At 44.9% G+C, this 12,770-nt stretch carries 11 protein-coding genes; 3 read left to right on the forward strand and 8 right to left on the reverse strand.

The annotated features are described in order from the left end of the window. Positions 1 to 7: 7 nt before the first annotated feature. Positions 8 to 928 (reverse strand): LysR substrate-binding domain-containing protein, encoded by a 921-nt coding sequence (locus EC846_RS12860; RefSeq protein WP_005088633.1) that lies wholly within the window; start codon positions 926 to 928, stop codon positions 8 to 10. 136 nt (positions 929 to 1,064) lie between these two features. Here EC846_RS12860 and EC846_RS12865 point away from each other — a divergent pair, with 136 nt between their 5' ends. Further along, positions 1,065 to 1,742, forward strand: coding sequence for an isochorismatase family protein (locus tag EC846_RS12865; protein ID WP_005088634.1), 678 nt, complete (start codon positions 1,065 to 1,067; stop codon positions 1,740 to 1,742). A gap of 92 nt (positions 1,743 to 1,834) precedes the next feature. Here the strand turns inward: EC846_RS12865 and EC846_RS12870 are convergent, their stop codons facing one another. Both EC846_RS12870 and gabT read right to left on the reverse strand, forming a co-directional pair. Continuing rightward, positions 1,835 to 3,283: an NAD-dependent succinate-semialdehyde dehydrogenase gene (locus tag EC846_RS12870; RefSeq protein WP_123775388.1), complete on the reverse strand. Its 1,449-nt coding sequence runs from the start codon at positions 3,281 to 3,283 to the stop codon at positions 1,835 to 1,837. Beyond that, complete coding sequence (gene gabT / locus EC846_RS12875) at positions 3,280 to 4,572, reverse strand: 4-aminobutyrate--2-oxoglutarate transaminase (protein ID WP_123775389.1); 1,293 nt, start codon at positions 4,570 to 4,572, stop codon at positions 3,280 to 3,282. The genes EC846_RS12870 and gabT overlap by 4 nt, the downstream gene beginning before the upstream one ends. A 154-nt stretch (positions 4,573 to 4,726) precedes the next feature. Here gabT and EC846_RS12880 point away from each other — a divergent pair, with 154 nt between their 5' ends. Beyond that, positions 4,727 to 6,226 (forward strand): PLP-dependent aminotransferase family protein, encoded by a 1,500-nt coding sequence (locus EC846_RS12880; RefSeq protein ID WP_123775390.1) that lies wholly within the window; start codon positions 4,727 to 4,729, stop codon positions 6,224 to 6,226. 64 nt (positions 6,227 to 6,290) lie between these two features. On the opposite strand, the gene EC846_RS12885 is transcribed toward EC846_RS12880, so the two are convergent. The 4 genes from EC846_RS12885 to EC846_RS12900 all read right to left on the reverse strand — a co-directional run bounded on the left by EC846_RS12885 (position 6,291) and on the right by EC846_RS12900 (position 11,381). Next, positions 6,291 to 7,727, reverse strand: a complete 1,437-nt coding sequence (locus EC846_RS12885) for an amino acid permease (RefSeq protein ID WP_123775391.1) — start codon at positions 7,725 to 7,727, stop codon at positions 6,291 to 6,293. Positions 7,728 to 8,151: 424 nt separating this feature from the next. Further along, positions 8,152 to 8,727, reverse strand: a complete 576-nt coding sequence (ssb, locus tag EC846_RS12890) for a single-stranded DNA-binding protein (RefSeq protein ID WP_004776192.1) — start codon at positions 8,725 to 8,727, stop codon at positions 8,152 to 8,154. Positions 8,728 to 8,778: 51 nt separating this feature from the next. Beyond that, positions 8,779 to 10,140, reverse strand: coding sequence for an MFS transporter (locus EC846_RS12895; RefSeq protein WP_123775392.1), 1,362 nt, complete (start codon positions 10,138 to 10,140; stop codon positions 8,779 to 8,781). Between the two features lie 158 nt (positions 10,141 to 10,298). Next, positions 10,299 to 11,381: a DUF475 domain-containing protein gene (locus tag EC846_RS12900; protein ID WP_004776195.1), complete on the reverse strand. Its 1,083-nt coding sequence runs from the start codon at positions 11,379 to 11,381 to the stop codon at positions 10,299 to 10,301. Positions 11,382 to 11,553: 172 nt separating this feature from the next. Between EC846_RS12900 and tenA the strand changes: the two genes are divergently transcribed. After that, entirely contained in the window at positions 11,554 to 12,228 is a 675-nt protein-coding gene (gene tenA / locus EC846_RS12905) for a thiaminase II (RefSeq protein WP_047430110.1), read from the forward strand. Positions 12,229 to 12,380: 152 nt separating this feature from the next. Here tenA and EC846_RS12910 read toward each other — a convergent pair whose 3' ends face one another. After that, positions 12,381 to 12,734, reverse strand: a complete 354-nt coding sequence (locus EC846_RS12910; protein WP_005260113.1) for a DUF1304 domain-containing protein — start codon at positions 12,732 to 12,734, stop codon at positions 12,381 to 12,383. Positions 12,735 to 12,770 lie beyond the last annotated feature (36 nt).

The following is a 12,770-nucleotide window of genomic DNA, read 5'->3' on the forward strand; positions in this document are numbered from 1 at the left end:
GCAGTTTTTAATACAACACTGAATTTTCCTGTTTCAGCTCAGCAAATTTTTTCACCAGAAAATCGATCAATAATTTCATCGATGGGAGCAAGCCGCGTCTTGATGTGTACACCAAATGGATCAACTCTGCCTTGGGTTGCCATTCAGGTAACACATGAATCAAGCGCCCCTGTTTAATATCTTCAGCGATCATTAACTCAGGTAATTTAGCGATACCCAAACCTTGTAAAGTGGCTTCTCTTAATGCTGTTAAATCGGTGGTAGTCAATCGGGGATGACACTGTACTTTAATTTCTTGCTGATCATGCGAAAATAAATGCCAATAATACTCTGGTGCAAAAGATTCCATCATCAGCACTGGAAATTGTGTCAACTGCTGCGGCTCAGTAATCGAATAAAACTGATGCAGCAGATTTGGACTCGCCACAATAAATTGCCGCGCCAAAGCCAGCTCTCGTACAATTAAATCACTGTCCGCCAACGGCAAAGGACGAATGCGCACCGCCAAGTCAAAACGTTCGTTGATCAAATCCACACGGCGATTGGTGGCTTCCACATGCAGACTAATCTTCGGATAAAGCTGTAAAAACTCATTTAACATTTGACTGATATTGATATGCAATAAATTGGTCGGGCAAGATAATTTAATCAGCCCACGTGGCTCTGCTGTTAAAAATTCAATCGCTTCCTCTGCGGCCTCAGCTTCAATTAACATCGCTTTGCAATGCTGATAATAGATTTTACCCACTTCAGTAATAGAAACCTGTCGGGTCGTTCGATTAATCAGCTTGACTCCAAGGCGCTCTTCCAACTCGGCAATACGGCGACTCAATAAAGACTTGGTGACCATCAGTTCTTGGCTCGCCGCCGAGAAACCGCCACAGTCGATCACTTTGACAAAAAAATATAAGTCATTTAAATCTTTCATATCTATCTACTCAGCCCCTATATTGAAACCTTATTGTTCTCTATACATGACAATATATCCTATATAAGATATTTTTCAGCCATCATCCTATCTATATTATCAATTATACCAACCATAACATGATGAGGATAGAACAATGACAACACCAGCAAATTTCAATGGTCAAGCACCAGTCATTGATGCCAATGATGCCGTAATGCTATTGATTGATCATCAAAGCGGCTTATTCCAGACCGTCGGTGATATGCCAATGCCTGAGTTACGTCAACGTGCCGCTGCACTTGCCAAAATTGCAAGTTTAGCCAATATTCCTGTGATTACTACGGCATCAGTACCGCAAGGTCCAAATGGTCCACTGATTCCTGAAATTCATGCCAATGCACCCCATGCACAATATGTAGCACGTAAAGGTGAAATCAACGCATGGCATAATCAAGACTTTGTTGAGGCAGTGAAAGCAACCAGACGCAACACCTTAATTATTGCAGGAACAATTACCAGCGTATGTATGGCTTTCCCAGCGATCAGTGCCGTTGCAGATGGCTATAAAGTATTTGCGGTTGTGGATGCTTCAGGGACTTATAGCAAAATGGCAGAAGAAATTACCTTGGCGCGAGTGGTTCAGGCAGGTGTCGTGCCTATGGATACAGCGGCTGTTGCTTCTGAAATCCAGCGTACATGGAACCGTGACGATGCGCAGGAATGGGCGCAGGTTTATACACAAATTTTCCCAGCCTATCAGTTGCTGATCGAAAGCTATAGCAAAGCGCAAGCTGTTGTTCAGAATCATGAAGTTTTGGACTCGGCACGCTAGTTCCAGACCTTATTGAAAAAAGCCAGTCATGAATGGGCATGACTGGCTTTTTATCAAACTTGTGCTGTGTAGAGCATAAAACGTTTTATGTCTTATTCAGATAAATCTACACAGAGATACTTCATTTCAACATATTCTTCTATGCCGAATTTTGAACCTTCACGGCCTAAGCCAGACTGTTTAACACCACCAAATGGGGCAACTTCATTTGAAATAGCTCCAGTGTTGATGCCAACCATGCCATATTCCAGTTCTTCACCCACTCGCCATTGACGAGCTGTACTTTGGGTAAATAGATAAGCCGCTAAACCAAACTCGGTATCGTTCGCCATTGCCACCGCTTCATCTTCGGTTTTAAAACGGAATAAAGGAGCAAGTGGACCAAAGGTTTCTTCTTTCGACACCTTCATGTCTTGGGTGACGCCCGTTAACACGGTCGGTTCAAAGAATGTTCCACCCAAAGCTGAACGCTGTCCACCAATCCGTACCGTCGCCCCTTTCGAGGTCGCATCGGCAATATGCGACTGTACTTTGGCAATGGCATCTTCATCAATCAATGGCCCTTGGGTTGAACCATCCTGACGCCCATCTCCAACTTTCAGTTTGGACACGGCTTCAACTAAACGTTCTGCCAAAGCATCATAAATGCCATCTTGTACATAAATACGGTTAGCACACACGCAAGTTTGTCCGCTATTGCGGTATTTGCTGGCCATAATGCCCTGCACCGCCTGTTCCAGATTGGCATCATCAAACACCAGCACAGGTGCATTACCACCTAATTCAAGCGAGAGCTTTTTAATGCTTGGCGCACATTGCTGCATCAAGATACGACCCACTTGGGTTGAGCCTGTAAAACTGAGCTTACGGACAATATCGCTTTCGCATAAAGTCTTGCCGACTTCAATCGCATCACCACTGATATTGATTAAAATATCGGCGGGCAAGCCGGCCTGTAAGGCCAATACTTCGAGGGCATAGGCGGTTAATGGGGTCTGCTCTGCGGGCTTGACCAGCATGCTACACCCCGCTGCAATTGCAGGCGCTGCCTTACGGGTAATCATTGCCGCAGGGAAATTCCACGGCGTGATTGCAGCCGTTACCCCAATCGCCTGTTTAATCACAAGTAAGCGCTGATGGGGCTGGGTTGAGGTTAACACTTCACCATCAATACGGCGTGCCTGCTCGGCAAACCAGCGAATAAAGGAGGCCGCATAGGCAATTTCACCACGCGCTTCTGCCAGCGGTTTACCTTGTTCAGCCGTTAAAATCTGCGCCAGATTTTCTTTGTGCTCGAGCATCAGGTTGTACCACGCCAACAACACATCCGCACGGAACAGCGCAGTTTGCTTTTTCCATGCCGCCTGTGCTTGGGCAGAACGCTGAATCGCAGCGTCCACAGCCGCACGGTCATAGGTTTTGACCCAAGCCAAGGTATCGCCAGTTGCTGCATCATTAACTTTAATATAATCACTTGATGCAGGCTGATTAAATGCAATATCTGGGTGTTTTAAAAGATACTGCAAATTGTTTTGAATCATGCAGGTTGCTCCATTGCTGTTACGCGATTTGTATTCAATGCGACAAAACCTTGTTTCAAGATTTCTAGACCTTGACGGAATTGTTCAGCAGGAATCGTTAATGGATATAGGAAACGAATAACGTTACCGTATTTACCGCAAGTGAGGAGTAACAAACCGTTTTCCATTGCATAGTTTTGTACAGCTTTTGCTTGCTCAGCTGTTTCCAGCTCAACCGCCACCATCGATCCGAGTGCACGAATATCGGTGACCACATCACCCGATTCCTGCTGGATATTTTTAAGTACAGCAACCAGCTCAGCACCCAGTTCATTGGCACGTTCGCACAGCTTTTCTTGTTCAATCGCATCAATCACGGCGTGAGCTGCTGCAACCGCAATCGGGTTGCCTGCATAGGTTCCACCGAGACCGCCAGGATTTGGGGCATCCATGACTTCGGCACGTCCAACCACACCTGAAATCGGGAAACCACCACCTAGACTTTTCGCCATCGTGATCAGATCGGCTTTGGTTTCAAAATGATTCATGGCAAAGAGTTTACCTGTACGGGCAAAACCAGTTTGTACTTCATCGGCCACCATTAAAATACCATGCTTGTCACATAAGGCACGTAAACGCTTTAAAAACTCGGCAGGCACCACATTAAAACCGCCTTCACCTTGTACTGGCTCTAGAACAATCGCCGCCACGTCATGCGGTGCAATGTCTTCACTGAAAATATCTTCAACACTAGCAATCGCTGCATCGACGCTAATGCCTTTGGCTGGCACAGGGTAACGGGCATGGAACACACCTGCTGGCATCACCCCAAAATCGCGTTTGTATGGTGCTGTTTTCCCTGTCATTGCCATGGTCATAAATGAACGACCGTGGAAACCATTACCAAAGGTGATAATGCCATGACGGCCTGTATATGAACGTGCAATTTTCACGGCATTCTCAACCGCTTCCGCACCCGTGGTAAAGAAAGCAGACTTGGCTGCACCCGCAATCGGCGCGCGTTCATTAATCCGTTCAGCCAAAGCCACATAACTTTCGTAAGGGGTCACCTGATAAGCAGTATGGGTAAACTTGCTGAGTTGCTCAGTCACTGCGGCAATCACTTTGGGATGACGATGGCCTGTATTTAGAACCGCAATACCACCTGCAAAATCGATAAACGCGTTGCCATCCTTGTCCCAAATTGTTGCATTTTCTGCTTTTGCTGCATACCACTGGCACATTACGCCCACACCACGCGGTGTTGCTTGCTGTTTACGTGTGTTAAGTGCAAAATGTTGATCGTTCATTTAATTCCCTCATATTTTCATCATCAATTACAGTATTGCCCGACATCCAGCTCGGTTTTTTTCAGGATGTTTTACAAGGACTGTCTATACCTGTAATTTCGCGCGTATGAAGGCCAGTGACGAGAGCCACTTTTAAATTGAAGGAGAGAGCCAATTGCGTAGTTTACTTGGAGATCACTTATTACAACGTCTCCAACAGGACATGGAAGGAAAACTACATCAGCGCTTATTTCGCTGTTTACGCGGGGCCATTATCGAAGGTGTAATCCAGCCCAAAACGCGTTTACCCGCTTCACGTGATTTAGCCAGTGAAATTCATGTCTCCCGTAATACGGTACTTTCAGCCTACGAACAACTTCAGGCAGAAGGCTATCTTGAGGCACGTACAGGTCATGGCACCTGGGTGGCAGAACATCTTCCCGAAGCTTTTTTAAATACCAAGACAAATAAAAAACAAGCGCCTATTGCTCAGCAACAAACCTCGTTTGTGTTGTCACAACGAGGTTCAAGTTTATTGGGCTATGCCGCGGCCTCTCCGCATCAATGGGGTGCTTTTGTCCCCGGTGCACCCGATGTCACCGAGTTTCCACATCATATTTTCAGCCGTATTCAAGCTCGACTCAGCCGTGAACCCGATATTAACCGACTGATTTATAGCAGTGCGGGTGGCTGTATTGAGCTGCGCAGTGCCTTGGCAGACTATTTACGTGTTGCCCGTTCAGTCCACTGCGATGCTGACCAGATTATTATTACCGAAGGCATCCATCAGGCGATTGATCTGGTCTCACGAGCGCTGAGTGATATCGGGGATCGTGTCTGGATTGAAGACCCAGCGTATTGGGGCATGCGGAATACCTTAAGGATCAATGGACTGGATATTCAACCCATGCCTGTCGATGCCGAAGGAATTATTCCAGAGGAACAGCCTGCACAGCCACCTAAACTGATTTTTGTGACACCCTCACATCAATATCCACTCGGTTCTCATTTAAGTCTGGACAGAAGAAAACAGTTGATCCAGATCGCACGTCAGCATCACAGCTGGATTGTTGAAGATGATTATGACAGTGAATTCCGCTTCTCAGGACAGCCTTATCCTTCCCTGCAAGGTCTGGAAAATGATGCACCTGTGATTTACATGGGCACTTTTAGTAAAACCATTTATCCCTCATTACGCATCGGTTATGTGGTGGTGCCTAAACCACTATTTTCCCCTTTACGGATTGTGGCGGCAGAATTATATCGGGGTGGACATCTGCTTGAGCAAAAAGCCTTAGCTGAATTTATTCGTGAAGGCCATTATGAAGCACATATCCGTCGCATGCGTTTGCTCTATGGCAAACGACGTGATTACTTGGTAAGCCTGATTAATCGATATTTGGGGACAGAATTTGTGCATGAATATGATGAAGCAGCAGGCTTGCATCTGGTGCTCAAACTTCCTGCCCAATGTGATGATGTTGCCGTTGCAGCCACCGCCCTAGAACGTGGTGTCAAGGTGCGTGCACTGTCACAATATTATATGCACTCTCATGCCCATGCGCAGCGTGGACTGCTGATGGGCTTTGCCTGTGTCAATGAAAAAGACATGGTGATGGCCTTTGGCGTGTTATTGCAATGTCTACGCGAAGCAGGTGTAGCGACGCTGTCTTAAATAAAAAAATAGAGAATCTCAGTCATGAGATTCTCTATGGATTTAAACTATCATTCATGCATGTTTAGATCGATTGTTTTTCCTGTATCAGGGCATTTTTCCCGACTTTCCCCTTATCCAATTTCTGTACCAGCCCCCCCACCAATACAATCGCCAAGGCCAGCATTGAAGTATAGGTCACTTCCTTAAAATAAGTCCCTTCAATCAGCATCACCACCAGTGATCCAATAATAATGAATATCACGGCATAGGTAATCCATGGGAAAAACCACATTTTAAAGTCGATATGCTTGCCTTCACGTTCGTATTTTTTACGCATTCGCAACTGGGAACAAGCAATCGCCAAATACACATATAAAGCAACCGTGCCTGTCGCCATCATCAGCACATCATAAACATTCATACTTTCTGTTGCGGTTAAATAGACGGCAACGACTGCAAACAAACTGGAAAATAACACTCCAATCCACGGACTGCCCTGACGATTGGTCACCGCCAGACATTTTGGCGCATCGCCACGTTTGGATAATGAAAATAACATACGTGAACAGGTGTACAGTGCCGAGTTAAAGCAGCTACAAACAGAAGTTAACACCACAAAGTTCACAATATGACGTGCTTCAGGAATGCCAAGTGCTGTCAGGGTAACGCTATAGGTTCCCCATGTCGGATCTTTTAATAAAGGGTTGTCATGTGGAATCAAACAGACCGTAATCAACATTGATCCGACATAGAATAATAAAATACGCCAGACCACCGAATTCGACGCTTTGCGAATTTCTTTTTCAGGACTTTTGGCTTCCGCAGCAGCCACCGTGACGATTTCAGCGCCGACATAGGCAAACATCACACCCAATAAAGCGGTAATGACTGGCGCGATACCATTGGGCATAAACTCTTGTTGAAATAAGCCTCCTGAACTCGCCGTCTGCGCAATCTCGCCCCAAGGCCATAGATGTAAAATGGCTAAACTGCCAATCACCAAAAAGATAATAATCGCAACAACCTTGATCAGGGCAAACCAGAATTCAAATTCCCCATAGCTTTTGACGTCTTTTAGATTGACCCAGATCAAGGACACAATCACCAGTAACATGTAGCCCCAGATCGGAATAAAAGGAAACCAGCTATGCAGAATTTTCCCTGCCACATAGGCTTCCCATCCCATCAACAATGTCCAGAAACACCAGTACAGCCAGCCAATTGAGAAACCTGCCCAACGTCCGATGGCACGATCCGCATAAGTCGAGAATGAACCACTATCAGGATTCAGCACTGCCATTTCACCAAGCATGCGCATAATGAACAGAACCAGCAACCCGCCTAAGGCATAAGCCAGAATAACAGCTGGGCCTGCAGAGTAAATAACGTTACCCGAACCAACGAATAAGGCACCACCAATCACACCTGCAATGGAGATCATGGTCAGATGGCGCGACTTCAATCCACTTTGTAAGCCTTGAGACCGATTGGCCTCAGAACAGTCTGGATGTGCTGCCATATTATTTTCCTTAATCTAAGGAGAATATCCCCACCTCAGAACAGTGCATTCTGAAATAAAAAATACCCTCAAAAAATTTAGTCGTTTTGTTCATCATCCATTCATGGATATTTATATGACTAAACCGACGCTTCCGTATGCATACGTCCAATACACTTAATTTGTCGGTTCGACAGCAAAGAAACGAGAGCCATTTTTATAATAAAAGAGAGGGCCAATTGCAGGATTTACAATCAACATTGCACATTTTCAAATCGGATGTTTAAGCGTGCTATTTAATTTGGTTTTTAGAATCAAATGATTGAAATCATCTCAAGAGGAATGCTGCGAAGATCGTTATAAGAATGTCTGGTGCAGGTAATTATCCAATAAAAAAGCGAGGTATAACCGAAGTTATCCTCGCTTTTGAGCGTCTGATTTGGGCTTAGAACGGTAAGTCGTCATCTAAGTCCGCAGGTGCTGCAGCCGGTTGAGGTGCTGCTTTTGGTGTATTAAAACCATTACCTGCTTGAGGGCTACCCGCATAATTACCTTGGTTGCCGCCGTTAAAGCCGCCATTCTGGTTGTTATTATTGTTATAACCCGTGTTTTGGTAGCCGCCGCCTTGATTATTATTGTTGTTAAAGCGTGGTTGGTTGAAATCGCCACCGCTTTGCTCGCCTTGCTGACGCGTATCAAGCATTTGCATCTGGTCGCCACGGATTTCAGTGCTATAACGTTCCTGACCATTCTGGTCTGTCCATTGACGTGTACGCAATGAACCTTCGATATAAACTTTTGAGCCTTTACGTAGATATTGTTGAGCAATTTCCCCTAAACGGTTATGCAACACGATACGATGCCATTCCGTTTGCTCTTTACGTTCACCCGTACTTTTATCCATCCACGACTCACTCGTTGCAATCGAGAATTGAGTGAGAGAACCTCCGTTCGGGAAGGTTTTTGTTTCTGGATCTCGTCCTAAAGTACCTACTAAAATAACTTTATTCACACCACGCATTAGCTGTCTTCATCCTATATATTTATATGTTTCACTTTATAAGAGTTATGATCAAATGGCTACCTCTTTGCCAATCAAGTGCGTTAAATCTTGTCGCCCAGCATCATCTATGCATTGTTTATCGACTTTAATATAAGCAACTTGTTGTTCAGGCATCACCACGACTTCTTCAATACCACGAATTGCCAAAAGTTTTGAAGTCCATTCGTCTGTTTGTACTGTCTGAGGTAAAGGCAATACAATTGAGGATAGATATCTTGGCTGTGCCAATCCAAAACTAATCAGCAGCCATATTATAGCAATCCCCGTCAACACACTCCACCCGAGCGCAGTATTCTGCATCATCAAAAGTTGCCCGCCCAAGGTACCACCAAAGAAAGCACCGAGGAACTGGCTACTGGCATTCACCCCCATCGCAGTCGCTTTTGACTGGATCGGCGCGGCCTTAGACAACCATGATGGCAATAACGCTTCCATCACGTTAAATGCAATAAAGAATAGACCCAATCCAGCCAGTAACACGTATTTTGATTCGTAGCCAAAAATCAGGATCAACAAACCGCCGATAATCCCCGCAATGGCAGTGAGAAAAATGCCCCGCATCTTGCGATATTTTTCCGCAATGATAATGCTTGGAAAAGCAAAGAACAGACTGATCACCAAGAGCGGTAAATAGACTAAACCATGCTTTGCCAATGGAATTTGTGCATATTCAATGAGCTGTGAAGGCACATAAATAAACATCGCCGTCAGCAATAAATGCAGTGCAAAGACAGAGACATGCAGACGATTCAGCTCGCCCATTTGGATGACTTGTTTCAGCTGATTCAGATAGCCCTGCTGGTAGTTTCGATGATGTCGCGTGACTTTAGGTACAAACAATAGCATTGCAATCGCTGCCAAGCCCATAATCGTGGTCACAAAGAATAGACCAGAAATACCAACCAGACTGGTGAGCCACGGCCCCAAACTGAAAGCCACCACAAAAGACATTCCAATACTCATGCCCATAGCAGCCATGGCTTTGGTCCGTTGTTCTTCTCGTGTGACATCTGCCAGTAATGCCATCACCACCGCTGAAACTGCACCTGCGCCTGCAATGGCACGACCAATAATCACGCCATAAATGGTGTCCGATAAACCTGCAATTGCCCCACCGATTGCAAACAGCAACAGTCCAAGCACCACCAGTGGCTTACGACTAAAACGGTCTGCCAGTAAGCTAAATGGAATCTGTAAAATTGCCTGTGTTAAGCCATATACCCCGACCGCAAGACCAATTAAGGCTGGCGTCGCGTATTGATAGGATTGTCCTGCTACTGAAAAGACAGGAATAATCATGAACAAGCCCAACATGCGTAAGGCAAAAATGCTACTTAAGGCAAAGGTTGAACGGCGTTCTAAAGCATTCATTGTTGATAAGACACTATAACTGGCTCAGCGAATTATAAGCCATTCGCCTGCAAAGGTTGTAAGTTAGATCATGAAAATCACAATCTTTCTTCAGGGAAAAAATAAAGGAGCGACATTCGCTCCTTTACTTAACATAGCTGTTCAAGCTGAAAACAAGCTTAAGAGGCCTGATGTTCCCGCTTGCTGTACTGGATCGAGGCAATCACCGCCCAGACAATAAAGGCCACACCGATCAAGCCAGTCACGATTTCAGGTACATGCAAGCCAGTACCGCTAGCGATCATGATAAATGCCAAAGCACCAATCGCATAATGTGCGCCATGCTCAAGGAAGATATAAGCATCCAAAGTGCCTTTCTCTACCAGATAAATCGTCATCGAACGGACAAAGATCGCACCAATCGCAAGGCCTAGCATGATGATCACTACATCGCTGGTAATCGCGAAGGCACCAATCACACCATCAAAACTGAATGATGCATCAAGTACTTCAAGGTAAAGGAAACCACCAAAACCCGCTTTCACTACACCTGTCGCTGCGCCATTTGAGTCATGAGTCACGGCATTGCCATTTTCATCAATTTCAGGTTCGCCACCGAGTAAATGACTCAAAACTTGTACACCGATATACACCACGATGCCCCAGATACCCGCCATAGTCACGGCCAAACGAGATGATTCTTCTACGTTTGCAGCCATAATAATCATCGCGATCAAGGCAAGAAAAACCGACATTGCAGGCACGCTAGCCAAATGCGCCAGTTTTGCTTCTAACCATTTAAACCAATGGGTTTCTTTGCCATCATCAAAGAAGAAGTTCAGGAATACCAGCAATAAGAACGTTCCACCAAAGGCTGCAATTTCAGCATGATGCTCCATTAAACGTTCTGAATAGGTTTTTGGATCATTTAAGGCCAATTTTGCAACTTCGATCATGCCCATATCTGCCGTCACGGCAACGATCACTACAGGGAAAATCAAACGCATACCAAATACGGCAATCAGGATACCAACGGTTAAGAAAATCATCTTCCAGAAATGATCCCAGCCACGTAGAACCGAGGCATTTACAACCGCATTATCAAACGATAAAGAGACTTCCATTACCGCCAGAATCGCAGTAATCGTCAAGGCTTTGAGCATGGTGGCTACGCCTGCTTCAGGCCCGTGCGTATAGCCCCAGTAGGCCGATAGTGCAAGACACACGACCGTAAAGAAAATTGAGAAACGAAAATGCTTCATGAGCAGCCTTTTATTCAAATAGTCGGGTTATAAAAATGTGTCTATTGTAGGCGAGTTTGAGTTGAAATAGACAAAAGATTGTTGCACTTATTTTGAAGAAAATTTTATCTCCAGCAGACTCTGCTATAGTGCTGGCAGGTTTATTTATCGTGTTTTTTAATAGGTTCAATCCATGACGTTTTCTCAAGATGTTTGGCAACGTAATCAAGACTTATATCAAAAAATATTAGCATTGCCTTTTAATCAAGAACTTGCAGCAGGGACATTAGATCGTAAAGTCTTTTGTCACTATGTCATTCAAGATGCGCATTACCTACTGGCCTATGGTCGTGCACTGGCTGTGGCTGCGGCAAAAGCCTATGAAGCCGATGATGTGATCCAATTTTCCGAAGCAGCAAAAATCGCCATTATTGTAGAACGCAGTTTGCATAATGATTTTATGCAGGAATTTGATGTGAGCAAAACCGAGTTTGAAAGCACGCCGCTTACTCTTGCTTGCCATCATTACACTTCTTTCCTCACTGCAACAGCATGGTCAGAAAGCTATCCTGTTATTTTGGCTGCCTTGCTGCCATGTTTCTGGATTTATGCCGAAGTGGGCAAAGACATTATCAACCAATCTGTTGAAAATAATCCGTATCAGGCATGGATTGATACCTATGCAGGTGAGGAATTTAATACCGCAGTACGTAACGTGATTGCAACTGTAGATAAAGTGGCTGCACGTTGTGATGAGGATACCTTAGCAAAAATGCATGCCGCCTATACGATGGGTGCAAAACTGGAATGGTTATTCTGGGATAGCGCTTATCAGCAACGTCAATGGCTAGGTCTGGATCAGGCTTAAACCCCTTCCCCTGCACTTTTCTCTAGACATAAAAAAGCCCCAATTAAGGGGCTTAGTCGTATATCGTATCGTCCGATATACTGTATGAGGCTCATCTCAAACTGGGCGCATTAAAACATAAATCCGTCCAGTTGCCTACTTATATCTCTCGACTAAAAAACATTCACCACAATTAAAGCAATCAATGCTGGTACAGCCTGAATGTAAATAATCTTCTTGCTGGCAGTCAAACCACCATAGATCCCAGCGATCAGCACACAACCCAAAAAGAAATTGGCAATCGCAATGGCATAGCTTGCAGGCGCCAGTAATGACCAGAATAAACCTGCTGCAAGAAAACCATTATACAGCCCCTGATTTTGTGCCAACACTTTGGTGAGCTGTGCTTTTTCCAGACTATTGCCAAAGGCTTTTAAACCATAAGGTTTGTCCCACAAAAACATTTCCAGCACAAGAATATAGACGTGTAATAAGGCAATGAGCCCAATCAATAACGATCCAATCATCTGATTATCCTTTTTATAATGACGACATAGCGAATG

It is taken from the genome of Acinetobacter sp. BIGb0102 (assembly GCF_003815055.1).
Classification (GTDB): domain Bacteria; phylum Pseudomonadota; class Gammaproteobacteria; order Pseudomonadales; family Moraxellaceae; genus Acinetobacter; species Acinetobacter vivianii.

What these genes read in the sequence shown, in the direction of transcription:
- EC846_RS12885 (WP_123775391.1), bottom strand. Translation starts at nt 7,727, where the DNA reads ATGGCAGCACATCCAGACTGTTCTGAGGCCAATCGGTCTCAAGGCTTA.
- EC846_RS12865 (WP_005088634.1), top strand. Translation starts at nt 1,065, where the DNA reads ATGACAACACCAGCAAATTTCAATGGTCAAGCACCAGTCATTGATGCC.
- EC846_RS12900 (WP_004776195.1), bottom strand. Translation starts at nt 11,381, where the DNA reads ATGAAGCATTTTCGTTTCTCAATTTTCTTTACGGTCGTGTGTCTTGCA.
- EC846_RS12910 (WP_005260113.1), bottom strand. Translation starts at nt 12,734, where the DNA reads ATGATTGGATCGTTATTGATTGGGCTCATTGCCTTATTACACGTCTAT.
- EC846_RS12895 (WP_123775392.1), bottom strand. Translation starts at nt 10,140, where the DNA reads ATGAATGCTTTAGAACGCCGTTCAACCTTTGCCTTAAGTAGCATTTTT.
- EC846_RS12860 (WP_005088633.1), bottom strand. Translation starts at nt 928, where the DNA reads ATGAAAGATTTAAATGACTTATATTTTTTTGTCAAAGTGATCGACTGT.
- ssb (WP_004776192.1), bottom strand. Translation starts at nt 8,727, where the DNA reads ATGCGTGGTGTGAATAAAGTTATTTTAGTAGGTACTTTAGGACGAGAT.
- EC846_RS12870 (WP_123775388.1), bottom strand. Translation starts at nt 3,283, where the DNA reads ATGATTCAAAACAATTTGCAGTATCTTTTAAAACACCCAGATATTGCA.
- tenA (WP_047430110.1), top strand. Translation starts at nt 11,554, where the DNA reads ATGACGTTTTCTCAAGATGTTTGGCAACGTAATCAAGACTTATATCAA.
- gabT (WP_123775389.1), bottom strand. Translation starts at nt 4,572, where the DNA reads ATGAACGATCAACATTTTGCACTTAACACACGTAAACAGCAAGCAACA.